The sequence below is a fragment of the Verrucomicrobiia bacterium genome (genome assembly GCA_035489575.1).
In the GTDB taxonomy this organism is placed as follows: Bacteria; Patescibacteriota; Saccharimonadia; order Saccharimonadales; family JAGQNK01; genus DATHJY01.
Map to the genome: position 1 here is coordinate 25,772 of DATHJY010000010.1, position 26,655 is coordinate 52,426.

The 26,655-nt window shown below is 51.1% G+C and carries 27 protein-coding genes and 1 pseudogene; 15 read left to right on the forward strand and 13 right to left on the reverse strand.

What is annotated here, in order from left to right:
- Positions 1–40 precede the first annotated feature (40 nt).
- Positions 41–655: an NUDIX hydrolase gene (locus VK694_04375; protein HTE57954.1), complete on the reverse strand. Its 615-nt coding sequence runs from the start codon at positions 653–655 to the stop codon at positions 41–43.
- Positions 656–701: 46 nt separating this feature from the next.
- On the opposite strand from VK694_04375, the gene VK694_04380 reads away from it, so the two are divergent.
- The gene (locus tag VK694_04380; GenBank protein ID HTE57955.1) at positions 702–1,664 is read left to right on the forward strand and encodes a hypothetical protein; all 963 of its coding nucleotides are present in this window, start codon (positions 702–704) and stop codon (positions 1,662–1,664) included.
- Between the two features lie 12 nt (positions 1,665–1,676).
- Here the strand turns inward: VK694_04380 and VK694_04385 are convergent, their stop codons facing one another.
- Positions 1,677–2,615 (reverse strand): cation diffusion facilitator family transporter, encoded by a 939-nt coding sequence (locus VK694_04385; GenBank protein ID HTE57956.1) that lies wholly within the window; start codon positions 2,613–2,615, stop codon positions 1,677–1,679.
- A 105-nt stretch (positions 2,616–2,720) separates the two neighbouring features.
- Positions 2,721–3,236: a GNAT family N-acetyltransferase gene (locus VK694_04390; GenBank protein HTE57957.1), complete on the reverse strand. Its 516-nt coding sequence runs from the start codon at positions 3,234–3,236 to the stop codon at positions 2,721–2,723.
- A gap of 67 nt (positions 3,237–3,303) precedes the next feature.
- Between VK694_04390 and VK694_04395 the strand changes: the two genes are divergently transcribed.
- The 3 genes from VK694_04395 to VK694_04405 all read left to right on the forward strand — a co-directional run bounded on the left by VK694_04395 (position 3,304) and on the right by VK694_04405 (position 7,337).
- On the forward strand, positions 3,304–4,779 hold the full coding sequence (locus VK694_04395) for a glycosyltransferase (GenBank protein ID HTE57958.1): 1,476 nt from the start codon (positions 3,304–3,306) through the stop codon (positions 4,777–4,779).
- A gap of 6 nt (positions 4,780–4,785) precedes the next feature.
- A complete protein-coding gene (locus VK694_04400; GenBank protein HTE57959.1) occupies positions 4,786–5,886 on the forward strand; it encodes a hypothetical protein in 1,101 nt (366 codons plus the stop codon).
- A gap of 395 nt (positions 5,887–6,281) precedes the next feature.
- Positions 6,282–7,337: a glycosyltransferase family 2 protein gene (locus VK694_04405; protein HTE57960.1), complete on the forward strand. Its 1,056-nt coding sequence runs from the start codon at positions 6,282–6,284 to the stop codon at positions 7,335–7,337.
- Positions 7,338–7,346: 9 nt separating this feature from the next.
- On the opposite strand, the gene VK694_04410 is transcribed toward VK694_04405, so the two are convergent.
- Positions 7,347–8,150, reverse strand: a complete 804-nt coding sequence (locus VK694_04410) for a helix-turn-helix domain-containing protein (GenBank protein HTE57961.1) — start codon at positions 8,148–8,150, stop codon at positions 7,347–7,349.
- Positions 8,151–8,266: 116 nt separating this feature from the next.
- Here VK694_04410 and VK694_04415 point away from each other — a divergent pair, with 116 nt between their 5' ends.
- The 3 genes and pseudogenes from VK694_04415 (at position 8,267) to VK694_04425 (ending at position 10,591) form a co-directional block, all read left to right on the forward strand.
- On the forward strand, positions 8,267–9,205 hold the full coding sequence (locus VK694_04415; protein HTE57962.1) for a hypothetical protein: 939 nt from the start codon (positions 8,267–8,269) through the stop codon (positions 9,203–9,205).
- Positions 9,206–9,246: 41 nt separating this feature from the next.
- Complete coding sequence (locus VK694_04420) at positions 9,247–10,152, forward strand: hypothetical protein (protein HTE57963.1); 906 nt, start codon at positions 9,247–9,249, stop codon at positions 10,150–10,152.
- Between the two features lie 70 nt (positions 10,153–10,222).
- Positions 10,223–10,591, forward strand: a pseudogene (locus tag VK694_04425) (adenylyltransferase/cytidyltransferase family protein).
- Between the two features lie 36 nt (positions 10,592–10,627).
- Here the strand turns inward: VK694_04425 and VK694_04430 are convergent.
- Genes VK694_04430 through VK694_04445 form a run of 4 tightly spaced genes read right to left on the reverse strand, consistent with a single transcriptional unit; the run spans position 10,628 to position 15,493 of the window.
- The gene (locus VK694_04430) at positions 10,628–11,617 is read right to left on the reverse strand and encodes a GNAT family N-acetyltransferase (GenBank protein ID HTE57964.1); all 990 of its coding nucleotides are present in this window, start codon (positions 11,615–11,617) and stop codon (positions 10,628–10,630) included.
- Complete coding sequence (locus tag VK694_04435) at positions 11,618–12,208, reverse strand: CDP-alcohol phosphatidyltransferase family protein (GenBank protein HTE57965.1); 591 nt, start codon at positions 12,206–12,208, stop codon at positions 11,618–11,620. It abuts the gene before it with no gap.
- Positions 12,205–14,559 (reverse strand): PEP/pyruvate-binding domain-containing protein, encoded by a 2,355-nt coding sequence (locus tag VK694_04440; protein ID HTE57966.1) that lies wholly within the window; start codon positions 14,557–14,559, stop codon positions 12,205–12,207. Before VK694_04440 ends, VK694_04435 begins: the two co-directional genes overlap by 4 nt.
- 1 nt (position 14,560) lies before the next feature.
- The gene (locus VK694_04445; protein HTE57967.1) at positions 14,561–15,493 is read right to left on the reverse strand and encodes a hypothetical protein; all 933 of its coding nucleotides are present in this window, start codon (positions 15,491–15,493) and stop codon (positions 14,561–14,563) included.
- A 266-nt stretch (positions 15,494–15,759) separates the two neighbouring features.
- On the opposite strand from VK694_04445, the gene VK694_04450 reads away from it, so the two are divergent.
- Positions 15,760–16,785 (forward strand): UbiA family prenyltransferase, encoded by a 1,026-nt coding sequence (locus tag VK694_04450; protein ID HTE57968.1) that lies wholly within the window; start codon positions 15,760–15,762, stop codon positions 16,783–16,785.
- Entirely contained in the window at positions 16,769–17,620 is an 852-nt protein-coding gene (locus tag VK694_04455; protein HTE57969.1) for a methyltransferase domain-containing protein, read from the forward strand. Before VK694_04450 ends, VK694_04455 begins: the two co-directional genes overlap by 17 nt.
- On the opposite strand, the gene VK694_04460 is transcribed toward VK694_04455, so the two are convergent.
- Positions 17,593–18,273, reverse strand: coding sequence for a lysophospholipid acyltransferase family protein (locus VK694_04460; protein ID HTE57970.1), 681 nt, complete (start codon positions 18,271–18,273; stop codon positions 17,593–17,595). The two genes, VK694_04455 and VK694_04460, sit on opposite strands and share 28 nt — an antisense overlap.
- A gap of 67 nt (positions 18,274–18,340) precedes the next feature.
- Between VK694_04460 and VK694_04465 the strand changes: the two genes are divergently transcribed.
- From VK694_04465 to VK694_04475, 3 genes are all read left to right on the forward strand, one after another.
- Positions 18,341–18,991: a hypothetical protein gene (locus VK694_04465; protein HTE57971.1), complete on the forward strand. Its 651-nt coding sequence runs from the start codon at positions 18,341–18,343 to the stop codon at positions 18,989–18,991.
- Between the two features lie 180 nt (positions 18,992–19,171).
- Positions 19,172–19,453 (forward strand): RNA-binding protein, encoded by a 282-nt coding sequence (locus VK694_04470; protein ID HTE57972.1) that lies wholly within the window; start codon positions 19,172–19,174, stop codon positions 19,451–19,453.
- A 75-nt stretch (positions 19,454–19,528) separates the two neighbouring features.
- Positions 19,529–20,536: a D-alanine--D-alanine ligase gene (locus VK694_04475; GenBank protein ID HTE57973.1), complete on the forward strand. Its 1,008-nt coding sequence runs from the start codon at positions 19,529–19,531 to the stop codon at positions 20,534–20,536.
- Positions 20,537–20,541: 5 nt separating this feature from the next.
- Here VK694_04475 and VK694_04480 read toward each other — a convergent pair whose 3' ends face one another.
- Together VK694_04480 and VK694_04485 are read right to left on the reverse strand one after the other, a co-directional pair.
- Positions 20,542–21,132: an SDR family oxidoreductase gene (locus VK694_04480; protein HTE57974.1), complete on the reverse strand. Its 591-nt coding sequence runs from the start codon at positions 21,130–21,132 to the stop codon at positions 20,542–20,544.
- Between the two features lie 119 nt (positions 21,133–21,251).
- Positions 21,252–21,542, reverse strand: a complete 291-nt coding sequence (locus VK694_04485) for a peptidoglycan-binding domain-containing protein (GenBank protein ID HTE57975.1) — start codon at positions 21,540–21,542, stop codon at positions 21,252–21,254.
- A gap of 451 nt (positions 21,543–21,993) precedes the next feature.
- Here VK694_04485 and VK694_04490 point away from each other — a divergent pair, with 451 nt between their 5' ends.
- Positions 21,994–23,271, forward strand: coding sequence for a hypothetical protein (locus VK694_04490; protein HTE57976.1), 1,278 nt, complete (start codon positions 21,994–21,996; stop codon positions 23,269–23,271).
- Positions 23,272–23,358: 87 nt separating this feature from the next.
- On the opposite strand, the gene VK694_04495 is transcribed toward VK694_04490, so the two are convergent.
- Positions 23,359–24,378 (reverse strand): hypothetical protein, encoded by a 1,020-nt coding sequence (locus VK694_04495; protein HTE57977.1) that lies wholly within the window; start codon positions 24,376–24,378, stop codon positions 23,359–23,361.
- A 115-nt stretch (positions 24,379–24,493) separates the two neighbouring features.
- On the opposite strand from VK694_04495, the gene VK694_04500 reads away from it, so the two are divergent.
- On the forward strand, positions 24,494–25,732 hold the full coding sequence (locus VK694_04500; GenBank protein HTE57978.1) for a glycerophosphodiester phosphodiesterase family protein: 1,239 nt from the start codon (positions 24,494–24,496) through the stop codon (positions 25,730–25,732).
- Between the two features lie 169 nt (positions 25,733–25,901).
- Here the strand turns inward: VK694_04500 and VK694_04505 are convergent, their stop codons facing one another.
- The gene (locus tag VK694_04505; GenBank protein ID HTE57979.1) at positions 25,902–26,075 is read right to left on the reverse strand and encodes a hypothetical protein; all 174 of its coding nucleotides are present in this window, start codon (positions 26,073–26,075) and stop codon (positions 25,902–25,904) included.
- Here VK694_04505 and VK694_04510 point away from each other — a divergent pair, their 5' ends adjacent.
- Positions 26,076–26,303, forward strand: coding sequence for a hypothetical protein (locus VK694_04510; protein ID HTE57980.1), 228 nt, complete (start codon positions 26,076–26,078; stop codon positions 26,301–26,303).
- Positions 26,304–26,655: the final 352 nt, after the last annotated feature.

The following is a 26,655-nucleotide window of genomic DNA, read 5'->3' on the forward strand; positions in this document are numbered from 1 at the left end:
GCGGTTTGTAGTTTTTCAGCAGCGACCTAGAAGGCCCCGGTTAGGCCGGGGCTTTTTGCATTTTGCGTACAAAGCGGTGCATATGGGGATCAAGCTTGGCCTGATCCATGGCCATGATTTCTGCCAGCGAAAACCATTCATACCCACTCATTTCTCGGGCTTCGTAGATGTAGGTTTGTGTAGTGTCGCCTTGCACTAAATACCACAAACTGACGTCTGTATGTTGACCTTGGCCTAGGGTAGTGGTGGCCGTGATAAAGAGGGGGAGGTTGCCATAGGGTTCTTGAAAAACTGCTGCTAGACCCAGCTCTTCTTCTGCCTCTCTTATAACCGTTGTGGCGGGATCCTCGTCTAGGTCAACATGCCCACCAGCCGGCAGTAGTAGTCCAGATTTTAGGTGATTAATAAGTAACAGTTTGTCGGTTGCAATGTCATGCACAATAAAATAAGAAACCAAGTGTTTCGGGGGATTATCAGGCTTGCTAATGCGAAACAGCGGATCACCGGACGCTATCCAGGCTAGTACGTCGGCTTGGTGGTCTGCCTCTAGCTGATCAAACGGATCTATGTCCGAGACTAGCTGCTGAATGTGTGTCACCATGTGGCTCATATCCATAAAGTATACCAACCACTGATCTATTTTACTCAGTTGCACGCCGTGGGAGCGTATAATAACTACAGTAAGTTATATGGGGGCGAGCATGAACGAGTGCGAGTCGGATGCGAGCATGGATATACGAGCGACTCTTCGCTCGGTGGTAGAAAAGGGTGTCAGAGTAGCTGCTGCTGTTGGGCTGGTTGCGGCTGTTGCCTGTAGCGGGGATAGCGACGCCGACCCTACGGCAGTGGCGCCCGATGATCGTTGTGACCTGGTTTTCAATACAGACACTTTCAACCAGGCGAATGCGCAAGCTGGTCACCACGCTCACGATATGACTGCCCCTGTAGACTTTACGGTGCAGGAATGGGCAGAGGTCTTTGCCGGGGACGAAATGGAGCCGAGCGAGGTGGTTGATGAAATCGCCACAGTGCCTTATGACATTTATCGTCGACACATACTGGCTGGTGTGCTCACACACCAGCTGGGTCCTGACCACTGGATGCCCATGACCATCCAAGAACAGTGCACCACCCTGGAGGGCGAGCTGGATATGGCTCGGCGCGCAGCAGCTCAGTATCCCACGGTGGCCAATGCGCTGGCTGGCGGTTATACCCAGGGCGATTCGTACTACGCTGGCCTGGGTGCTCATTATCAAAATTTTGACGGCACCATTGCAGAATTTGATCCGGCCAAGCCGGCTCAGTTGTTGTATGACGGCACAGACAGTGGCTCCAAGCTTGTAGGACTCTCGTACGTGGTAGCCCTAGAGGGCGATACGCCGCCAGAAGGATTCACCGGCTCCAATGACCAGTGGCACCGTCACCAAAAATGGTGCATGGATCCCGAACAGGGCAATATAAGCCTGGCGGCAGATGTCTTGACCGACGCAGAATGTGCAGAACTTGGGGGCAGGGTGCTTATTAACCCAGACTTATGGATGCTACACAGCTGGGTGGTGCCCGGCATGGAAAATGACTGGGGGCTGTTTGCCAGTGCCCACCCTGGACTGCCCTACAAGGCTGGAGACGAAAGCTTTGTACCCCAGCCGTCAACTGGCAACTAATAAGCTGCCTTTTTAAGTATTTTTAGGGATTCGTTTCTTGGGTGGAGTCTCTGGCTCGACATTGACGTGCACTTCGTCTGGCACGGCTTTTCGGACCCGTCGCTTTATTTGGTCTATGATTTTTTCGATCTTGTCAGTGGTCAGGTCGTCTTGCAGGTGAATTTCCATGTTAGCCAGCAGCTTGTCTGACCCCAGCATCATAGTCCGCAGATCTAGCACACTCTGCACCTCGGGGCTTTTTAGGGTTGCCTCGCGGATGAGTTGTTCGGTCTCTAGTGGGGCGCTACGGCCGGTTACCCACCCTTTGGTGGTAAATATTAGGACCAAGGCCAGTACGAATAGCATCACACCAATGGACATGGCGCCCACACCGTCAAAGCGCGCATTGTCAGTAATGCCATAAATGATCAGCGAAGTCAGCCCAAACAGTGCCGCCAGTGTGCCCATGGCATCCAGCACGATAGTTGTCTTGGGTGCCACCGATGATGATTCAAAAAATAGTTTGGGCAAGTGGCGCCACGGCCTTTGACCGGCTAGCTTGTGAAGGCTCAGTTGCAAGGCGTAGCCGTTGGTACAGACTGCAAAAATCAAAACAACGTAGGCAAAAGTTACGTTTTTTACAGGCTCGGGATTCAGGAAGGCGTGCAAGCCAAAGTAAAAAGACAGGCTGGCGGTGACGCCAATGATCAGGAAGGTGGACATGAGCGCCCAAAAGTACTGTTCTTTGCCGTAGCCAAACGGATATGTGCGGTTAGAGCGTTTTTTCGATCGCTTGAAACCAATCAGCAGCATGCCCACAGCCGCTAGATCTGCCAGGCCCTCCATGGCCTCTGCTAGCATAACTACGCTGCCTGTTATGACAGCAACGGTTATATTGATAAGTACGTCTAGCGTATCCACAAAGAGTGAAGTAAGCAGCACTCTTTTTGTAGTGACTGGCCGTCGTTTCATGTTCTTCGTACCATTGTACAGTACGGCAGCGGCTACGCGAGCGAGTAATTCTGCAGCAAAAAGTTCTACCGGTGGTGCTGCGAAATTGTACGGTGACTTGGTTACCTAGGGAGTGCTTTGCTCGAAAAGCGCTGCCAGGTAGTTTGGATTGCGGGTGCTTTGTTTGGTGCCCACTTGGTTGAAGCCTTGTTTTTCATAGTAGGCACACAGTCCGGCATTTCGGGAGTCGCAGTCCAGTCGCAGGAATTGGCGGCCGCTTTCGGCGGTTTGGGCGAGCGCCCAGTCAATAATACGCTTGCCCAGATTCTGGCCCCGCGCACTGGCTGCAACTGCTATTCTGTGCAGATACAGAGCATCTCCGGGTCGTTCGGTCCAGCTTTTATCTTCTGTTTGCAGCGCCACCGTGCCCAAGGCTTCGGCACCACTTTTTACAAGGTAAATTGGGCAAAGGGCAATAAGTTCTGCCGCCTCTTTGTCAGAGTAGTCTTCTGAGCCCCAGGTCTCATCACCATGCTCGACTTTGTAATGCATGGCATCGGTCAGAAGGCCTGCCAGCAGGTGGGCATCGGAATCTGTAGCAAGGGTAAATATGAAGTCGTCAGGCTGTTTGTTTGATTTCATCTCTTCATCATACCAGGGGAATAGAATATAATTATACTTAGTAATATAAACGAACTATAAAGGCCGTATGAAATCCTTCATCTCCGCTGTGTTAGGTTGTGTCCATACCATTCTTATCGTGGGTGTATTGGCTGCGCTCATATACTACTTTTACTTTGGTCACGATGACTCAACTGCCGAGTTCTTGGTGTGGAAATTCTTGATAGTGACGCTGTTAACGGATTTTCTGTATACCGTTCTTCACCTGTTTAGACGGCCAGCGCCTCAGAGGGATATCAGCTTTGACCCGGCCAAGCTTTCGATTGTTATTGCCTGTTACAACGGCCAGGACATCATTGGCAAGACTATAGAGAACTGTCTGCGTCATGTACCGGCTCAGCAAATCATCGTTGTGTCGGATGCTTCTACCGACAACACCGCGGAGGTTGCTCAATCTTATGGCGTGAGAGTATCGGTCAACCGTCGAAACATCAACAAGGCCTTTAGTATCAGCAGTGTTATGAAACACATTACAACTGACTATGTGCTGATCTTGGATGATGACACATTAGTAGGCGATATTGTTATTCCTACTAGTTTACTGGACGAAGGCTATTCGGCCGTAGCCTTCAATGTCATGCCTATGTCACATCCCACGCTCGTAAACAAACTGCAGCAGTTTGAATATAGAAAAAGCATGTTCTTTGGTAAAAGCTTGCGGGCCGAGAGTGGTGCTATCGGCAATATTTCTGGTGCTATTGGGCTGTATCGAACAAGTGACTTGGTGTTTCAGGCCAACATGCATTCCGGACAGTTTGGAGGCGAAGATCAGCAAAGGACGGCGCTGGTACACATTTACGGCAAAGGCAAGGGCGTAACCTACAGCGACCAGGTGGTGCTCACAGAACCACCAGCCACGCCAAAAGCCCTCTTTCGGCAGCGGGCCTTCCGGTGGAATCTGTCATTGCCCGAGCTCTTTTCTATATATGGCCGTATTTTATTTAGCCCGCGGCATCACTATTTGCTCAAGATAGAAAAAGCCTACCAGGTTTTTTTGTATACTACTGATCCCTTCAGAGTGACCTTTATGTGGGCGAGCTTGCTGTACCCTAGGAAACTCGTGGTCTTTTATATTTTCTATAGCTTGCTGTCCACGGCGGTATGGCTCAAGCTGGAACGCCGAGACCCATTCTGGGTGGTTCTGCTGTTTCCGCTGTATAGACAGGCAGAGACTGTTTGTCGCCTGATAGCACATTTTTATTGGCTGAAGATTAAGTTTATCTACCTCTTTCGCGAAAAGTTTCACAAATACGTCACTGGCAGGAAGGTGGCCTTTGAGTATTCACTTGTTTTTGTGATCATCTGTGTGGTCTGGGTGGTTTCTACGGTGCGCTCAACGTCGCGCATCTCGGTCATGAGGACAAATTCTAAACAGCCAGTTGCCACTGAAGCACCTCCTGACATAATAATTGATCGCAAAACTGCCGAATCTGATATAGATCGGTATGGTACCATCGATACTGAGCCGCAATTGAAACCAGTAAAAGAACCCAATATACCCTAGGACACTATGATTACAAAGAAAGACCCCACCACCAGTAAAGCCCATGTGCTGTTTAGGGATGTGAGTATTTTCTTGTGCCTCGTGTTGGCACTGGCGTCTTTGGTGGTCGGAAACACCTATATAAACAAGCCAAAGACTGCCAAAGAAGAAAAACCCCATGCGTTGGGTGCTACACATACAGTGGAGCTGCCGCAAGTAGACCACAAGGGGATCTGGCTCTGGAAGTCGCCGACGGACTTGTCGGACGAGGACATGCGAAACATCTTTGGCGTGCTAGCCGAGGATAAGATCAACACTGTTTATATTGATATCAGTGGTTATATTGACTCCTATGAAAACCCTGACCCAGCCATAAAGCAAGCAAAAACTCAGGAGCTGCAGAGTAATATGAGGGTCTTTGTGCGTAGCGCATCTAGCTATGGGATCTCGGTACAGGCCTTGGCCGGCCAAACCACGTGGGGCTTTTCGTCCCATGCTTACATTCCATCAGTGTTCGTTGACTTTGTGCATACCTATAATCTGGCCGTGTCCGACAACGAGAAACTTTCTGGGCTCCAGTTTGACATAGAAAGCTATAATAACGCTGCCTTTAAGCCAGACGAGAAGAGCGGCCTGATCCAGTATCTAGGCATGGTGGATGCCACTGTGCAGAAGTATAAGGATACACAGAGTACCTATATGCTGGGGTTTGCGGTTCCGTACTGGTTTGACAACGAAAACGGCAATATTCCTGAGATCACAAGCAAAAAGAAAACAGCGCCCGTGGCCTACCATCTACTTGATACCCTCAACAGCATAAACGCTGGTTACATTGTTATCATGGACTATCGGAATACGACCGATGGCAAAGACGGTTCAATTGCTCATGCCCAAAACGAGGTTGTCTATGCGTCCAAGTATGCACCCAACACCAAAATCATCATTGGTCAGGAGACAACAGATGTGCAGCCGGCCAAGATTACTTTTTACGGAAAAGACGGCCCCAGTCTTATCGGGGCGCTCGATCGCATCTCTAATTCTTTTGATTCCTATACGGCATACCATGGCGTAGCCATACACGACTACTACGGCTATGCTGCTATCCGCAAGAAACTACCAGAGCAATAGGTGCTATCGCGCCCACTGCGTCGTGACTCTGCCGGACCTGAATCCCGAAACTACACCCCTGTTATAAAGATTTGGGTGAAGTTGCCGTCTCTGTTGGGGTGAAGTAGACTTTCATTTTCACCTACCTCTGTTAAATTGAGTTTCGGGATTCAGGTTGCCGGACGTTGACTTAATTTAAAAATAGTGCTATAATTATTTTTTATATAACATTTGGCTGACAGTCAGCTCACAATGGGCTTGCTTTGTTTGTGAGAATCTATTCAAGGAGTTTCTATGCAGGCACATGACATTTTGCCAATTACTGCGTTCACTATTATTACCTACGGCACAGTAGCAGCTTTTGCTATTGGGTCTAAGATTGTTGCGCGACTTCTGCAAAAAAGACGGACGACAAAGTGACCACCCTCACTATTATTGTTCCTGCTTATAACGAAGCCGACGGATTGGCTAAGACACTCGATTCGTTGTTGGCGCAGACGGTTCCAGCTGATCGCATTATCGTTGTAAACGATTATTCAACAGATGACACATTAAAAATTGCTACATTGTATGCCAAACGCGGCATCGAAGTACTGACGCCACCACAGAACCTGGGGTCTAAGGCAAAAGCCCAAAACTTTGTGCTGCCCCATGTAGACACTGACTTGGTTTTGCCCATTGACGGCGATACCACTCTGGACCCGGACTATGTAGAAAAATTGCTGCCATTTTTTGACGACCCACTCGTTTCGGTTGCTTCGGGCTGCGTGTTAACGCAGCGACAAGAATCGCTCTGGGAAAAGGCTCGGCAGCTTGAATACTTGTTCGGCTTTCATTTTTATCGTTCTATTCAGCAGAGCGTTAATAGTATTACTGTTTGTTCTGGCTGCTGCACTGTTTTCCGTAGGGAATTTCTGGTAGAAGGATTTCCAGAAACGACTCTGACTGAAGATATCTACTATACCTGGAATCAACACATAGCTGGGCGTAAAGCGGTGTATGTACACGATGCTATCGCTCGCGCTGCAGAGCCAGTCAATTTTATGTATATGAACAAACAGCTCAAGAGGTGGAAATGCGGTTGGTTTCATGGGTTCCGTTTGCAATTTTGGCAACTTGCCAAAAACAAGCCTATGGTAGCGCTGTGGGCCATGCTCCAATTCCTGGAAACGTCATTGGCGCCCGTCGTGATTGCCCTGCCTTTCGTGGCCTACTTCGCGTGGGATGTGTCACTTATCGAGGTCATACTGTGGTGGCTGCTCGGCGACCTCATAACGTTCTGGCCGCCAGTAATATACGGCTGCTGGAAACGAAAATACCCTCTGTGGCGAGCTATAGTCTCGTACCCCACGTGGTATATGCTAAAGGCTATCAACGTGCGATGGGACGTGCACATGTGTGTGCGGGAGATGATACTTGTGCCGCTTGGCCTAAGAAAGCCTTTCACGGTGTACGAGCGCGGCAAGGCGTAGGGATATGAATTACGCCGTCAAGGCTGAGTCGTCGTATTCCTTGCTAAGCTTCCAGAGCAGCTCGAAGATCTGTCGCTGTCCGTCGGCGATATGTTGGTTGTAGATCTCTATGCCATATATGTCGTTCTTTTTCCAGTCATAGTAGGCAACTACGTCGTTGTAGATGACCGTGGAATGCCGAATGGCAAATACGTCGTCGGATATTTGTCGACCTTGCCAGTTCTTGAGGCGTTCGTTTTGGTGCTGACTGTACCAAGCTTGTTGGGTAGACAAAAAGTGGTTACCTACGATGCTTCGTGACGTCAGTCCTTTGCTATTGCACTTTTCTACCCAGCGCTTAAAAAAGGCGGCATTGGTTTTGGACTGCATATTCTCGTACAGGAGAGTTAGGTTTTCTGAAGTTGAGTTGGTCTGATTCCAGAGCATCTGCCGGAACCCGTCCTCGCCCTGATAGAATTGCACATGAGTTTTGACGCTAGATTCTGCGGTAGGCGCAGATTCGTGTAGCCGCAGCATCTCGGCTTGCAGGTCTAGTAACTGCTGCTCACGCTTGCTCAGCAAGATTTGTAGGTTGGTTAGGGGCGCTGCTTTGTATAATTTACGCTTATACAGTTCTTCTTCCTCTATAAGATAGTGTTCTTTGAGGGAGTCCAAGAGGCGATAGATACGTGTTCGCTCTACTTTGGCATTGCGTGATAGCTGTAGCAGGCTTTGGGGGCCATGCTCCTGCAGGGCCAGGTAGATATTGGCAACCTCTGGATCTAGACCAAGCTTGGCAAAATATTCGTGCACAGTGGCAGTATCGTGATTCATGTCCCTTATTGTCTAACGGTTGTGCGCTCATGCGCAACCGATTTATAGATACTTGTATAAGTAATATTATTGCAGTGTACGACAAAAAGTGTCGTAGTAAACGGAGTAAGATACCCATGTCAGAATTTGATAAATCATTACGGACAGAACAGTTTATAGATGCAGACTTTACAAACTGGTATACCCAAGGATCCCCGCTAGTGTCAGGGGCTGGGGCGAACCTGCCAGAAACACTGCAGGGGTTTGAGGGGCAGGAGGTTGTCGACTTCGAGACACAGTTGGCGGACACTATAGTTGACGCGCACGAACCACGTAACCCTTACCACGGGCTGCAACACTCGCAGCGCACTACAGAAAATGCCTATGACGCCTACGGGGCGTTTCAGAATTTTCACAGTATTAAGCTGCCGGATGGCTTTTTGCAGCCTGTACTGATTGGTACTGCCGCTCATGATCATGCACATCCTGGAGCAACATTCTTTGCCGATGCCGACCCGGACCGGGTGCCACCCGGTGCCAACAAGGACATGGCGGTCGAGTGGTATACCGCCAAACTGACGGCCGAGAGGGTGAAAGGAATGGGTGGTACCGTGGAGCAACAAACGGTTGCCGCTTATATACCCGCCGCCTCGGCTTACGGCGCGCACGTAGAGCAGGGCCGGCGGCTGGGACTGGACCGGGTTGTGCCCAAGGGCCTAGCGGGACTCATGATGCGAGCGGTGGATGTAGTGCCTCTGGCTGGTGACTATGCGGTAAGCGTTGCGGAGAATACAGCCATTCTAATTGGTGAAAAGGCGGCAGGTCTCACCGTTCCCGAGACTATCCATGAATATCAAGACAGCCGCAAGGGCTTCTTGGCGGGGTATGTGCTGCATACGCTGGATGCGCTGGACGAGGCTGCCAAAGCTCCGCTAAGTGGGATGATGGGGTGGCGCGAGCGCGTTCAGCAGCGTCTTACCGAAAACGATTGGCTCACAAAAGACGGCTTTAGCTTGCAGCGGGCAATGCTGCGTGCGCAAACTCAGGCACAATACAACCACACCCTTGCCGACTAAGCTATATTGAAAAAAGTAACAGAATATGGCACAGTAGTGGGATGTCCAATCTTGAAGCCCAGATAGAACTACTCAGAACAACTGGCAATCAATTCTCTGATGAAGAAAGACACTCAAGGCGCCTTGCCTTGCCCGGTGTGTACCTGGAAGGCGATGACGGACCCGAACCCGCCCTGTATGACAGCGTGATAGTACCGGCTATTCCATACCTTATTGCCCCATCCGAAGAGGTGCATGAAGCCCTAGAAGCTATCCGTCCAGGCCGTGCAACCGATCAAAACCCAGATGACTTTATAGAAAAGACCTTCAATCGTAAGGGGGTTCTGATAGGTTTTTCAGGGTATGGGACTGGCTCGGACCCTATAAAAAAGTATGAGTATAGCGCTGAGCACGATGGCTTGCAGGCACTTTTTGCACATTGTAGGACAGCCGGCATATCGATAGATGGTGTGATAGACGGTGCCACTGGCTATGGCGTACCAGGACTCAGCGGCACTTTGGCCGAGAAGCAAGGGCTGATCACCACTGGTTTTGCGCCCCTGGAAAGTCTGCGTGGTGCGGCTATGCGTCACAAATATGGTGTGGTCGGCAAGGTATTTGGTGATGAGGCTCAGGCCCTTGGCGGAACCCCGGATATATTGGTAGCCATGGGTGGCGGGCCCAATGCCCAAAAAGAAATAGAAGCCGCCTTGGATTTGGGTACACTGGTTATCCTGGCCACCTTGAGAGGCTATCCCGGTAACTCGATTGCCCATCTGCCCAACCGCGCTACTGAAGCAAAGACTGCCCAAGATGTAGAAGCCGCCAGAAAAGCTCATATACCAGTAGAATCAACCAGCGTAAAGCATCTACTGGGTATCTTTGACAGCCTGAATATGGATCGTTTGCGAGCTACTAGGGACCAGCGAGCCGAACACCTTGCTCGTGTTCTGGCGCCCCTGCCTTAGGCACTGCTATACTGCGTTAAAAGAAGGATCAGAACAGGTGAACTCAAAGCAAAAAGTTGTTTATATAGCCATGTGTGCAGATATTTTGCACCCGGGGCATCTGAATATTATTCAAGAGGGTAGCAAGCGAGGACTGGTGATTGTGGGTTTGTTGACCGACGAAGCAGTGGCCAGCTACAAGCGTCGTCCTGTCATGGACTTTAGCCAGCGGCGAGCCGTCGTAGAGAGCATAAAAGGAGTGGGCCGGGTTACTCCACAAACCACCCTAGATTACCGTCCCAATTTGCGAAAACTAAAGCCGGACTACGTGGTGCATGGATCAGACTGGCGCACCGGTGTACAGGCTGATACGCGTCAGCAGGTTATTGATACGCTGGCAGAGTGGGGCGGCCAGCTGGTAGAGCCAGAGTATACCGAAGGCGTTTCTACCACACAGCTCATCGAAAAGATAAAAAACATGGCGGATAACACCGAATCACAGGGCCTTGTGCAAGGTCACATACCGGCGGTAGATCTTGACACCGGGTCGCTTCATCCGGTAGACGGCGTTGCCTACCCGGATGGTGGAATATACGGCAGCTGACAGACCGTCCTTTTCGGCTTGGTCGTGGACTTTTTTGATAAGCATTCCTGATAAATTCTTTTTGCGATACTGTGGCAAAAGCCCAATTGTCTTTACGATGAGTTTTTGCTGATACGGGTAGGCCACAATAAAGCCAATAGCTTTGCCGTTGTCTTCTAGAAAGAACGAATACTGTGGGTCGAACAGTGGTTGGTGGTTGCTCACGTTATATAACCGTTCCTCCCAGGACAGGACCGGACAGTAGATGCTGTTGTGCGGAAATATTTCGTTCATGAGCTTGTGATATGTCTTGAGGTCATCTATTTGTTTGCCGGTGCCAAAGGGCTTGAGGGTAATATGCGCATAGTCGGCACTGGGTTTACGCATGGTTTTGAACTTTATAAATATCTGGTAGTGCTTGGCAATACCAGACACGTAGCGGTTGAAGACCTTGAACCCGGCTTGCCTAAAGGCGTCTATGTACCATGTAGGATTTACCGGCTCGCCGGGTATTTGAAAATCGTCGTCTACATTAAAGCGGTAGTCACGGGTGATGGTGCCGTTGATGGGTCCATAGACGTCGACAATACCAGGCTGCTCCTTGAGCCAGGCGGTGGCTTTCAACAGTGCCTGGGCGCCAGCGGCAACAGTGGTGCAGGCAAAGAATCCTACCAGCCCTTTGCCAGGCAGCCGCTTGTCTATCATGGCCATCACGTGGGCCGATCCATCTGGCCCATCAACCCGGAAAGGTTTGGCAACAATGTGTTTCCAGAGTGGGTTGTCTGGTCGAAAATAGTGTTGCCAGATAGCGATTGCCTCAGCCTGAATCTGCTGGTTATGGGATTCTTGGGTGATAGCCGTCAGGTGCTTCAGGCTAGATTTTAGGAACGTTGGTTGGGACATTTATCGTATAGCCAGCCATAAAAATACTGCAGCATAGGCCAGCTCTAGCTGGGCCAAGAACGGATGGGGTTTTCTGACCAGCCGTGACGACACCATGAGCGGGATCATAATAATCAGCCAGATCACTGATAGCTTGGCACCCAACAACAGCGCCACCAGTAGGGCATATTTGCTAAAGAGTACCGGCATTCCCCGGTAGTATCGGCCATCGGTCTCGACGTATCCGGCTACCGTGAATCTGCTCAGCCGCAGCAGCCCAAAAACACAGTACACCGTGGTGACGACCATGGACCACCAGGCCCATCCGGTCTGTATGTTTATGACCAATGCCGGGAACAGTACCCAGCCCATCACGTCATACAGAGAATCCAGCACGGCACCATACGGGGACCCGCCGTATTTGCGGGCAACCATGCCGTCTACATAGTCCAAGAACATAGATACAAACGCGAGCGAAATAGCCAGCTCGGTACGGCCATTCCACAGCAGCGCAAAGGCATTTACCGCACAAGCAATAGCCAGGGCGGTCACATAATCTGCCCTAGAGAGTTGCCGTAGTAGGTGTTTTTCGGGTGCTGGTTTCTTGGTCATAGTATTTCTACGGCTCCTTTTGCGGCATTGATAGACACGGTTGTGCCTGTTTTGAGGTGCCGAGTGGCATCTTTGACGCCAATTATACTCGGTATGCCCAGCTCGCGCGTGACAATTGCAGCATGAGACAAAATGCCTCCGTGCTCTACCACCAGCCCCTTGGCTAGGGCAATCAAGGGCGTCCAGCCTGGGTCGGTATGCGAAACAACCAAAATATCAAATGGCTCTGTGGGGATGATGGGCTTGTCTAGTACTATCACTTTTCCCGTGACACTGCCTGGTGAACAGATAGTACCAGGCAGTGTTTTGGCAGCTTTGCCGGACAGCGGCTGGTGGTCGGCAAATTCGGGTGGCAGCGTGTTGGTCAGGCCAGTTGTGATAAATCGGGATGGCGCCTTGAGTTTTTCGTAGGTTTTGTAGCGCGACCGGCGGGCAGCGATCTGCTGTTGCAAATCGTCCTGGTAGCCGGTGCCGTTTATGAGCCTGAACAGCTCCTCGATATCTAGGTAGTACACATCGTCTGTGTTTTTGACCAGGCCCTGAGCTTGCAGACTTTGACCAACATGAATAAAGAGTTCACGTAAATAGGCATAGGCTTTGCCGCGCAGTAGACGGTTATGTTCCCGGATTCTTAAATGATGCTTCAACCGACGGAGGAGTATGGCATATATCAGCCTTTGTCCGGGGCGCAACTGTTTTTTGATGGCCTGGCTTCTTTGCTGTTCGGCTTCCAGGGCGTTGTGCTGCCGTTTGTCGGTGGCTGTAGTATCCAGCTGTTGGTAGGCCCTGACCAAGCTGTAAAAACCAGCCAGTGGTAGCAGTGGGTTCTTGGCTTCTATCTTTTGGTCTTCGGCAAAGCGGTGCAAGAACTGCGACCGATATTCCTGTAGCAGAGTTTTGGTATCCGTAGACAGTAGGTAAGCATCTAGTTCTTCGTAATTATCCTGGCCCAGCAGTTTTTGGGCCTGCGGGTCAGTGTTGATGGCTTGGGCTAGGTCGGTCAGTATGTTGGCTTGCCGAGCGCTAATAACATCATGCAAAGAGCCCAGGAATGCCGTGGCGTGCTGGCTGTCTGCACCCAGCCATCGCTGTAGTCTGCCCTTTAGCATGCCATGGTAGATCATCACAAAAAAATCGTTGTCGGCCGCGCGGCCCATATGAGGAATAACAGTCTGCTCAATATAGGTGTAGCGTTGCAGCAGGGTAAACAAGTCCGCACCAATGGGCAGTGTCTGGTACTGGGCGTAGGTACTGTCCAGGTATCGCCAGTAGCGTTTTTTTTCGCGTTCGAAAAATAGCGACCGGCGGGCAACCCGCACAAAGAACTTCAGCCGATAGCCTAGCGGATAGGAACTAGGGGGCAAGTAGGCGGCGTCGCCAATGGTTTGTAGCTGTTCGTCCAAATACTTTTGGTTCTGGCTGTTGTTGGGGAATAGTCCGATAAATTTATACCAATTTGCCAGATTGTAATACATTCGTCCGCCGTACAAACCCACCATGGCGCTGAATGTCCGATGGTTGCCCTCCAGCTGGTACCAGTCCAGCCCGGCCGCGTAACTCTGCGACTTATACACCAGCTCGTAGCCGCGGCGTGATATAGAAAATGTCAGGGGCAGCACAATGCCCGGAAAACTCTCGCCGATGTTGGCGTTGTCCCATACCTGCACATGAGCTATTCGGGTTATGGGGCGAGCTTGCAGCGCGTACAGGGTGCCACCTGCAAACGCCCATTCAATATCTTGGGGGGACTGAAAATGATTCTCGATACGTTTGCCCAGCTCTTGCAACTGCAGGATTTGGCCCCGGAAGATCCGCGGCTGCTGGCTCATAGACCGAATGTCGCCGGACAGTCTATCTATATGTATAGCTTCGACGTCGTCGCCGTCTACGGCTTTGCTACCGTGTCCGGTTACGGCGTTTATGAGCATCTCGGCCCGGCCATTGGCGGGATTGACGGTGAACAGTACGCCGGCGGTGTCTGGTGCTATGTATCGCTGCACAATGGCGTGTACCTTGTGATGCTTTTTGGCAGTGTAGGCCGTGCTGGGCTGGCTGTTTGCGACGGTGCGCAGTGCCTTCAAGAAAGCTGCCTTGCCAGTGACTTCCATGACGCTGGCATACTGGCCGGCAAATGATTGGTCTACGCTGTCTTCGCCCTCGGCTGACGACCGCACGGCAACTGTTTGGCAATGGTGCTCGGCACACCACGCCTGGAAGGTGGTGGTGACTTGGGCGGCAACCTTGGGGTCGTCTAGCTTCTGCAGAGTAGCGGCTTCTAGTTCGTAAAAGTCAGGCACCGTCAGCCCGAGGTCTTGCAGTACCTGGAGGTTTTGGGCTTTTGTGCCACGCATACTAGGCACTGAGCAGCAGGGTTATGGCGGAGCTGAGGTACATGACCAAAGAGGCGGCGTTCATCAGCTCGGCAGATTTGGTAGTTGGCTGCTGCATATATTTTATGATCGACACGGTGATTACCAGCAAACCGAGTGCCAGAACTGCCCACTGCAGGTCCTTGGCCGTCCGGTCAATCAAGAAGACCGTATAGCCAGTAACGGCCAGCGTAAAAGCCACAAACGAGGACAAGGCCAGTCCCATGCCTAACCTATAGGAATACCGGTCTTTGGCTGCGCGTTTGTCTTCGCCACCGATGGTGCGCGAAGCCTCTACCATGCCAATCATGAGCATGGCATACACAAAATACACAAATCGTTCGGCCAGCGGCTGCACTTCCAGCACGGTAAGAATCAGCCAGGCCAATATAAACAACTGTACATAATGAGAAAACTGGTAGGTCAAAAAGTGTCGACGCAGCCAGTCGCGCATAAAGAATTCTTGCCGGGTCAGGAACGAATAAAACTGCTGAAAAATAGCTAGCAACACAACCACCCATGAACCAGTCAGGACACCCAGCAAAAGGAACGATCCAATAACCCCGTTCTTCAGCTGGGCTAGTTCCTTCAGGGTGATAAGCCCGCGCTGTACCGGCCGGTGCGGATAGTATTTGTTGTCGTGCTCGAAGTCTTTGGGTTCGTCAGCCAGGCGGATTTGCAAAAAATACAATACCACCATGGCACTGGCAATGAGCACAAGGGGCCAGCCAAAGTTGCCATGAAGTTTGGTAACGGCAGTGGTAAGCGACAGAGCCACGGCGGCCATGGCTAGCAACGGAATCCGTTCGTTCTGAAATGTCCAAAATCGTCGGACAAAAGACCATTCAGTGTAGGGCAACTTCAGTTTGCTTTCTTTATATATTTTGGAAAGCCGTTGCTTTTCTTTTGTACCCATTTGTGATCAGTATATTATACTTTGATCATAGTGCGAAAAGAGAAGCGAACGAGGGTTTTGGCAGTCACCGAGCTGTGTTTTTTTGCGGTGCTTGTGGCACGGTATCCTTTTCTGTGGCCGGTGCTGTTGTTTGTGCTGCTCAGCCACGTGCCGGCGAAAGTTCTCAAAAAATAATGCCAAGAACCTATCCAAAATCTCATCATCCGGCCCGAAACCGCCCAGTTTTGGCCAGAATCCGCCCTAGTCTCGTCAACGTAACTATGGGTATGTCTCCTCGTCCAGAACGAATTCTGTCTCAAAACTGGACAATTTCGTCCTGGAAGAGAGATATTGGACAGGTCCTTAGTTCCATAGTCAAATTTGCAAGGGTCAGAATAATAGCTACCTGTCTTGCGCTTGTCTTCTTGGGTAGTGCTGCAGCAGATGACCTTACCTGGAAAACGCTCCTGGCTTTTGTGCTCATAGTGGCCTTTACCATTCATGCCAATTCCATCAACGACTATGCCGACCGCGACATTGACGCAATAAACCTCAAGGATGCCACAGACCGACCGCTTGTCTCAAAAGACATTACCTCTGCTCAGTTTTGGGGTATTCATTTTGGCAGTGCCCTTGCATTGGGGCTAGCTGCCTTCTATGGCTGGCGTGCGGTGTTTTTGACCCTGGCGATACTTTTCATAGACTATATCTACTCGCTCAAGCCGCTGCGGGTAACAGATCGCACTTTTGCAGCGCCGTTGCTATTGGCTGGCGCGTACACCTATTATTCGTTTTCGTTAGGGTTTTGGTCAGTGGAAAGTGCCCAGCCGTATCCGTGGCTGCTCACGGCTGGCTTGGCTCTGGGTTTTGTGGCTCGGCTGCTACTGAAAGATTTCAGAGACGTAAGGGGTGATAAACGTCATGGCAAAATAACTTTTTTACTTCGGTTTGGTCCCCGAATAACTACGGCCGTGAGTGGCCTGTTTTGGATAGTGGCTATGGCAGCAGTGGTGGCTGCTACGTCATTTGCCTCTGGCGTGCTGGTGCCCTTGGCGCTTGGTTCGGTCATGGTATGTGCGTGGTTGTATGAACTTGCTGGCGTCCGGAATGTCGACGATCAGCAAAAACTGGTCGTTGTCATAGCGCGGGCCGCCAATGTCGCTATTATCACCTTGCTGGCATACTTGTTGTGTTGGCAACGAACAGACCTATCTGCTCTGGAATTGCAGGCCATTCCGCTGGCTACTGGGGTTGCGCTGCTTGGTTTTAACTGGCTGCAAAATAGAAAGGAATTACATGTCAAAACAAATTGATAAGGTGCTGGCCTACTACAAATCAACCAACTTTGACTACGAGCATTTTTGGTCAGGCCGTAAAGCCCTAGCCTTGCACTTTGGCTACTATGATTCGCCGCAAACCCCACACGAAGAGTCGTTGCAAAAGATGAATCAAAAGGTGGCAGAGCTGGCGCACGTAACGGGCACCGACAAAGTGCTAGATGCTGGCTGTGGCTACGGCGGATCTGCATTGTGGCTGGCTGAAAATTGTGGCTGCGAGGTAACGGGAGTTACGGTGGTGCCGTACCAGGTCCAAAAGGCCCAAAGGGCTGCAGCCAGTTCGCCAGCAGCAAATAAGCTGAAGTTTATCCAGGGCGATTACGCCAATACCGGATTGCCGGATGGCTCGTTCGACATTGTCTGGGGGCAGGAAAGCATCGTGCACTGCGAGCACAAAGACAAGTTTGTCAAAGAAGCCTTTAGGCTGCTCAAACCGGGTGGTCGGTTAGTTATTGCCGAATACCTGCTGCGCGACAAGCCAGTGCTTTCCACGGAAGAACACGAGAGGATGAGGCCATTCCTAGAGGGCTGGATGATGCCAGACCTGCTGACACCCAGTCAGTACAAAGGGTTGTTTGCTGCGGCTGGTTTTAAGTCTGTTGCACTGCATGACTTGTCAGCCAATGTCGAACCATCCCTGAAAAAGTGTCAGCACAATGCTGGTCTAGCTTTGCCGTTTATTGGGATTCTCAAAAGGTTGCGGCTTATAGACACTATTCGCCATGACTACACCATCGCCAATTATCAACTGTACGACACCTTCAAAGACGGGCTGTGGCGTTATCAGGTCGTGGTTGGCGTCAAATCATAGACGTGTTGCATCAGCTCTTCGGCCGAACTGGCCCGAGCACTATCGATGGGCTGGCCGATATGCACACTGCAGTGCCAGCGGTGTTTCCAGTCTATGTTTATGGGAATAAGCTCTACGTTGGGGTGGGTGGCCAGGACAGAGATCCCGGGCTTGGCAATAGGCTCACGCGTCCGGCGACCGGGTGGAAAAATGACAACTGTCTGGCCGGCACCCATGACCGCCCGGGCTTTATCTAACCCATAGGCCGTGCCTGACTGGTAGTGGGCCGGGAAGCCACCCAGACTATTCAGGAGCAATTTGCCAGGCCCTTTAAAGTAAGCATTCTCGATAAAAAAACGAAATGGCAACAACTGCCTCAGCCAGCTAACTGGTAAGGAGGCGCAGATGACTAAGGGGTCAAGCATGCTTTGGTGGTTGGCGTAGATCACGTAGGTCACGTCGTCTTTGAGGCTGAAGGCTCCGGTATGGCGGGACAAATCCTTCACAAGCACCAGGCGCAGGATCAGCAGAGCAGGATACGCCAGCAGCTGACCTACCAGGATAGCCCCCTTTTGCAGGGGATGTTCAAGCGCAATGGGTTGGGCTATCTCGCCGTTTGCTTCTGGCTGCACAATACATAACAGTATGCCATATGCCGTTTTACCCACTGCCATAAACATACTGCTTATGCTACTATTTGCTTAATAGACTCTAAGGGGCGTAAACAAGCGAGGGCAATCTATGGACAACGTAACTTCAAATGTACTTGTGCCACTGTTCTTTATACACGGAGCAATTGGCACGGCGTTATTAGCAAAGTGGTTTCTGGGCCAAAAGCAAGAAAGCCTAAAATACTTTGGGGTCGGCCTGGCCAGCTACGCTGCTGGCATGGCCATATGGACACTGGTAGTCCTAACAAAGCCCGCAGACATAAAGCCGCTTATCCTGGTTGGCGTAATTCCTTTTTTGCTGGGCCACCTAGCTTATGCCAAGGCTGCCTCACTTAAATCTCCGAGTAAGAGCACTACGCTGGTGACTGTCACAGCGGTTCTGTTGGTTGCCACATTTATTGCTCGCACATTCTTCTACAGGTCTCAGCCATATTTTTCCGGCCAGGGCCTGCTGTACTTTGGCCTTCAGTCTGTGCCTGTCGCTCTCTACATAGCCACTATCTCGGTCAGCTTCTTACCGGCTATCCGAGCGGTTGTCGCGGATATGAAGAAAACACACCTCAAGTCCATCATGGGCGTGGGCCTAACTACGCTGTATGTGAACTCTATTATCTTGGTCAGCGCCAAAGACGACACTTTGCTACTCATAAATGGTGTAGTGCTTACCTTGGCCCTGCTGACGCTGTGGGTAAAAGCCCTTTGCTCATCTGGAAAAGCCTAGGAGCGGTGAGGCCCCAGATACAAGGATAAAGCTTATCTGTGTTATACTATAAATAAGCAAGTGGTTACTGAACCCTCTCCGTTGTTATAATTCGTATTTGAAAAATCTACTATTATTTCGGTTAGAAGTCATTTAGGCGCGTGTGATATTAGCTAACAGAAAGAGATAAATAGTATGTCAATGAAACTTTACGTAGGCGGTCTTGCCTATAGCGTGACCGAACAAGAACTGAACGATCTTTTTGCCCAGCAGGGCAAGGTAGTCAGCGCAGTAGTTATCAAGGACCGTGACAGCGGTCAGTCCAAAGGCTTTGGTTTTGTAGAGATGGAAGACATCAAAGAAGGCCAAAACGCCATCAAAGAACTAAACGGCAAAGAAGTGAGCGGCCGTGCAATTGTTGTTAACCAAGCTCGCCCTCAAGAAGACAACCGCTCTGGCGGCAGTTTCCGCAAATCTTACTAATTCAGTCTAGTTACTCTTAGATTTCAAACAACCCGGCCTTTTCTTAGAACTGAAGAGGCCGGCTGATTGCTTATTATGATAAAAAAGAACAAACACATTCAGATTGTCAGCTCTTCCAACAAGCGCCTTAGTTCTATGAGCGAAGCGTCTCGGGCCGGAGTGCTGGCAGTCCTGTCGCGTCACTACACCAGGGTAGGAATTACTCTGGTTGACACCATGGCCGATCTTGAGGCGCTTGTTGCTGATGCGCCAGATCTGGTATTTTTAGGCGCAAGTTCTATCAATGTCGGTAATAGCAAAGTATGGCTGAGCAACTACCTTGACGAGCGCGGAATTGCCTACACGGGCTCGGGACACAAAGCGCACCAACTAGAAATGGATAAGTCACTGGCCAAACGGCGGGTACTAGATGCTGGCCTCAAGACTTCACCATTTGCGGTCGCATACCAACGCCGTCCCTTAGTGGACGTGCCTTTTGCCTATCCACTATTCGTGAAACCGACGAGCCGAGGCGGTGGCGTAGGTATTAATAGCAAATCTGTTGTCCATACTTTTAGCGAGCTAGAGGCAAAGGTTTCATCGATTGCCACGAGGTTGCAGTCTGATTCACTCATAGAAAAATATCTATCTGGTCGGGAATTTAGCGTTGCCATCCTCAGGCAAGAAAACACTGCTGAGTTTTCTGTCATGCCCGTAGAGCTGCTGGCTCCAACAGACGAATACGGGCAACGCATCTTGAGTGGGAGTGTGAAATCGTCTGATAGAGAAAAGGTGTTGGCTGTGACCGATCAGGACATAAGGTCCAAGGTCTGCGCGCTTGCCTTGACTGTATTCCACGCGCTTGGCGCGCGCGACTATGGCCGTATAGATATCCGTCTAGACCAGTACGGCACACCACATTTCCTAGAAGCCAATTTGCTACCCAGTCTGATCCAAGGATATGGGTCATTCCCCAGAGCATACAGACTCACTATAAAGCAGAGCTATGAACATATGATTTTGCACATTGTGCGGCTTGCTCTGTCGCGTTCTGGTAATGTTGAGCCTACGGCTCAACCGCTTTTGAAACTGTCTATTGGTTGAGATGCTTAATATCTAGCTGTGGTATCAGGACAGCCTCGTCCGTTTGTAGCAAAAACTCTATGGCTTTTACGGCCTGGGCGGTAGTAATAGCAGAACTGTTGAGAGGCAAGCCAGCTTTGGCAAATTAAGTCGGTTTTTATAGTGCCGGGGTAAAAACCGCTGACGCGCACATTGTATGCAGCTGCCTCTTGTTGCAGGGCTTTTGTGAACCCGGTAATCGCCCACTTCGAGGCATTGTAAATCGAGCGGTTGGGGCGGGCAATTAGCCCTGCCTGCGAAACAACGTTGATGATAAGTCCACTCTTCTGCGGTTTCATGTACTGCAGCGCCGCCTTGGCAGAATATACGGATCCCAGTGTGTTGGTGGTGATAACGTTGGTGATGTCTTCGTAGGTTGTATCTACCAGATCGCCATTTACTATGACGCCGGCATTATTGAGCAGCACATCTATGCGCTGATGCTTGTCGTGTATTTTTTGAAAAGTTTCAGCGACTTGAGTGGCATCTTTTACATCACAAACATAATAGTCGCAGTTGTTTTCTGCCGTAGCCTTTCCAAGGCCGTCGCTTCCGCCGGTAATAACAACAGTTTTCATCATTCAATCATAACAGATTGCACAGCGTGCAACTTCTGAGTTTCACCTAACTGGTGGTAATTCGGCTGCAAAAAAAACCGAGCCCTTCGTAAGGCTCGGTTGATACTGTGCCAAAGCTGCTAGTATTCAAAGCGTGAATTGCAGGTGTCTGCCACGGCGGGGCTTGGGCTAAGAGAGCAGGTGAGGTCTATCCTGGTCCATGTGTCATTGCCTACCTGGCCGTCAACGGCTATGGTGCCTGGGTCTTGAAACTCCCGCACAGCCTCGTATGTTATCGATCCAAAGAGGCCATCGATGGCTCCTCTGTAGTAAGCTCCATACTCATGCAAGAATCCCTGCAGTGCCGCTACGCATCCTCGCTGGTTAGCAACGCCCCAATAGAGGAATGGCCTATATACTTCACACTCCATGATAGTAGGTGAACAGCGTTGTGTACTTGGGTTACAGTTTGGCAGAGTATGTGCACTTGCTTTTTGGGGTACTGCAAACATACTAAACGATGCTACAACAAGAGCCATCGCTATCATGCTTATCATTGATTTGCCCCGAACCACGAGTGTACGTGTTGTGTTAGACATATAGCTCCTTAAATTATGTATTAGATAGTGAAACACCGCATTATTCTTGCGCAATTTTTCTCGCCTGCCTGCCGTTTAATCATCAGCAATAATTTGCAGCTTATGTTAAGTAGCCCTAGGGCATGTTTTGTCCATCTTCTTGAGTACTGCCCAAATTCAAGAACCTCTTGTCTGGGATATAGTTCGAGAAACAAACTTTTGAAGATTATCATTAAGAACCTAAAGCTTGAAGTAAGGGTGGTTCATTGCGGCGGGTTTTAAAAGTTGGTACACTACTGTCCTTATGAAAGAGTTGGCGGTGTCATCGCTTACACCCGAAATGGATGCGCCTATCAACAATATTGTTGTTTTGGGCGACGGTATAGCTGGACTGGCAATTGCGGCGGCATTGCAGCCTTACGCTCAGTGCCTACAAGTTGTCGGCCGTGATCCCGCGCCGATGGGTGTAGAGCCCAGAAGGCACTTGCCGCAAGGCCGGCAAATACACAACTTGGCGCATCGAGCATGGACAAATCTGGACGAGCTTATGCCCGGCCAGCCCGGTACTCCCGGCTATATAGACCACTTGAACGCTCTGGGAGCGGGCACGGTGCATGTGCCGCGCGACTTGCATGCGACCGTGGGTGGTGTTCAGATGCCACGAGAAGGTGATTTTGGGATCCAATGGAGGACTGCCCGGCGAATGACCATGGAACTGTCGGCTCATCGGGTTCTTGCAGAAGCACATAACGTCCGTTTCCTTGGACGAACCCTAGCCCGAGGTTTGCGGATCGATGATACTGCCGTGACTGGTGTGGCCGTAGAACATGAAATAACTCAGGGGCAGACAATCTTAGCTGCTGATATCGTAGTGGATGCTATGGGGGCGCTTTCTGCCGTTCCTCGTTGGCTCAGAGGTGCTGGCTTGCCCGCCCCTGATATTGCCAGCACGCCGAGTGGCCGATGGTATACAGGCTTGGTGGTGGAGCGCCCCCAGACAGACTACGAGGGGAACTCCCTCTGGGTGAACTTGCCGGGCGAAGATCAAACCAAGAGTGGCATAGTATCCCCAGTTGATCCTGATCATTGGCAAGTCTCAACCTCGGGCTTTGAGGACGACACTCCACCTACTACGTTCGGAGAGGTAAAAGCCCACTTTCGGGGGCTGCCAGGCGGAGATGAAGTAGCTGAACTGCTGGATTCGGTTAGTACGCCTGCCGACCAAAATTTTTTCCCGGCGTATAAGTTGATGGCTGTCAGGCAAGCCAACGACGCCAACACGGCTCTCCCGACAGGACTGTTGCGGGCTGGCGATGCTGTGTACCGGCCTGACCCTATCTTGGGGCATGGCATGGCAATCGCTACCACCGAAGCTATTATGCTTGGAGCAATCGTGGCTGGGCACGGTGACAACCTGGCTGCGATTACTTATGATAGTCGGCGATATGTGTCTAGGGCGGGCGCCGCGGCTCGCGAGGCGGCTGACTTCCTTACTAATCCTGACGGCGATGCGGACTATGAGACTGTAATGCGGCGGCTACACTTGGCCGATGTTAACCCGTTGGAATTGCTGGAGCAGTGAGTCACCCCGAAGGCAGGGCGGTAGCTTCGGAACTCTCTGACATTTAGTTGACAGTAACACAATAAGAATTAGTTACAAAAAGATACATTACTGCCTGAACAATCGTAAACGGTGAATAATTGACTCTTTGCCACCAAGCTGGCTTTCTCCCCACAGTCTGTGGCTGGTCAGGCGCACACGATGCTCTCCGGTTTCGCCCGTATAGTAGGTTACGTACCCTACCTTAAATAATTTATCTAATATGGTTCGCGTGGCTTCCTCGGAGCCGGGATCTGACTCCCATAGCTGTTCGATTTTGACGCCGCCCGTACCGGCAAGAGAGAATTTGCCAAGAATGTCGCGAATCTGACCTGTCTCTGCTTCTTCAAACAATGACTCGCGAGTTTCGCCCTGGGCGGCTTCGCGCAGCGCTACGTTTCCGACATAGCCAACCGTCTGTCGTAAGCTCTGTGGGCCTTGAGGTCGTATGCCCTCGAAGGTATAGAAATATTGTTGGCCAATCTCCGCCGCTTCATGCATAGTGCGGACATTGTCCTCTGTAGAATGAAAGCTGACTACGGCTACTTGGGCGCCATGGTATTTATCAAACCCCCTAAAAGCGGGGTTAGGGTCGGCATCGTCACCAAGTGCCTCGGGATCTCCCCGGCCAATGTACAGTAGGTGCCCAAACCGGATGCTCGAATTGGGAGGAGCATGTTGGTGGTAGATGGTAGAGGGAAGTCGTCGTGAATCTCTTTCGTAGCCGCTCGCTAGGCCCAGTACCACCTGAGTAGAGTTGTTTCCTTGCTGGTCGAACCTGGGCATGCTGGTTTTGAGTGCTACGGCTACCTGGTGTGCGGCCGAGTAGAAGTACGGCAAGGTCGGAGTTCTGGCGCGTCCTTCGCGTTCGTCAAACCACAGACGGAGGGTAATTAGCCCCACTTGCTGAGGCTCTCCATCGTGAATATCCGGTACTAAGTCAACGGCTACGTGGGTGGCAACAACAGTGATACCAACCTCATTCGAGACTTTAGATAAAGGCTCCCATAACTCAAGCGGATTGGGGTGTGGCTGCGGTAGCATTAGGTCGGCTTTGGCAAACTCGACTCGGCCAACCTCACGTTCCATATAAGGAGATAATAAGTCTTTCATAAGTGGCCGGTCAGCATATTACTAAATGTAGTGAAGTTATTTAGAGGGAATTTTCACAATATAAACGGTTAAGCTTGCGTACTATAGAGGCATGAGAATAAAACTTTTACTTATCGCGGTTATTTCAGCAATTTTAACGACAGTTGTTGCGCCAGCAGCACAGGCACTTCCGGCGACGGGGCCGTGGTATCAGCCCAAGGTGGGCGATCAAAGCCCTTTGGTCATGGCTCACCAGGCTGGTGAGGGTGAATATCCATCTAATAGCATGCTGGGCTTCACACAGGGCTACAATGCCGGTGCAGACGTTCTTGATACGGATATGCTTGCCACTAGCGACGGTGTACTGGTGCTTTATCACGACGAAACACTCGACTTCCGTAGCAACTGTACGGGGGCTATTAGCTCGTTGACTTATACCTACATTGCGCAAAATTGTAACATTGGATACGACTGGACGCAGGATGGGGGGGTTACCTTTCCGTACCGTACATCTACTGACCCTAACGCAACTAAGATCGTAAAAGCATCAGAGCTGCTAGATGCATTCCCAAGTGCCCGGATCGGTATAGAAATTAAGCAAACTACCACAGCTTCTGCTACTGCGCTCTGTACGCTCATTACGAGCAAGAGTGCTCAAGGTAGAGTGTTAGTCTCTAGCGGAGAAAACGGTGTACCACCAAACCAACACCCAAATATGAGCGCTTTCCGTACTGCTTGCCCCACGGTAGCAACTTCAGCCACAGGATACGAAACCATAGAGTTCATAAACTACTTAGGTAACAATAATTTCCCCGGCGGTTACAACCCACCGTTCTCCTCTATCCAGCCTCCTATGGTCCTTGCCAGCGCAGCATTTGTAGCCAAGGCACATCAGTACCAGCTAAAGGTTTACCCATGGACAATCGATACGCCTGCTCAGGCTCTGCCTCTTAAAGATGCAGGTGTAGACGGAATTAATACCAGCTACCCTCAGCGCATCCTGAACTGGATGGCGAGTCAGCCACTGAAATACTGCACAGATGGTGGCCAGACGTATCAGCTGACTAATCCTGTAACTTCACATCCTTGTGTGTGGGTTATGAAGGCTTGGCTGAACGAAGCCCGTGTCAAATACGGCCAAACAGGCAACCCAGCTTGGCAACTGCTACCCAGCACGTTGACCTATGACACTCAAATGCGAGACATGGTGACCGTTTGGCAGTATATCTCCAACTCACAACCTGGAGGACTCCCAGTCACTGGCATAGCAAATCCTGCCAGTATAAGCCACATGAACAACGCATGTCTTGGTGCAGAGGTACAGTACTCGTACAACTCCGCGATTTGTTAACAGGTCCGGTGCATACTTTGGCACTCTGTCGTTACGACAGAGTGCCATTTTGTTTGAGGATACGTAATTATAAATGCTGCATGGATGGATAGCAGACGGCGGCTCGGAGGTGCACGGATGTGCTTGAATGCTCCTCCGAGCCGTGCCGTCTGCTGTATGTCTTCGAGAGCTAGCTCTCGGTGTCCACGGTGAATGTGGCCAACACGAAGTCACCGCTGTCCTTGTCGAGAACGCCAAGGGCGTAAGTGCCAGGTGCGTCTGCCGTACCGCTACGTGTTGTGCCGCAGTCCCAGGTCCTGGTGGTTCCGTCCGGACGCACGTCGATGCGGCCATTGGTGGCCACTTGGCCGATACCGCCGGCGGCGAAGTCCAGGTACGCCGCGCCGGTGTCGACAGTCCAGGCGACTTCCTGGATCTGTCCGCCGGGGGTGAAGCCGTCGCCGGTGATGGCCAGGCCGGTGTTGTTGCCGTCCTTGCACGACCCGCTGACCTTCAGACTGAGTTCACATCTGCTGACGCTCTGGCCCGGCTGGGGCAGGACCGTGGGCAGACTGGTGGGGACGATGCCTGATCCGCAAGCCGGGAGTTCCACGACGGTCGTCGTCGTGGTAGCCGTCTGTGCGCTGGTGGTGGCCGAGCTGGCGTCCGTGTCATCGTCGTCGCTGCCGCAGGCAGCAGTGAGCAGCACGGCAGCCAGCGTGGTGGCTAGCACGTATCGAAGCCGAAGCCTCATGAGCACCTCTTTGGGTAGACGGAATGTCTCGCAAGTTGCGAAGACAATCAGCCGTGAATCACGAAACCCTCCCCATCTGGTAACCGAGCAGCGTCCGTAGGTAGTGAACGGCGTAGCCGTTCACGCTCCTCGGGAACGAGCTAACCAGGTGCATGTGCTCCTTGAGGTAGTCGAAGGTCGCTTCAATCTT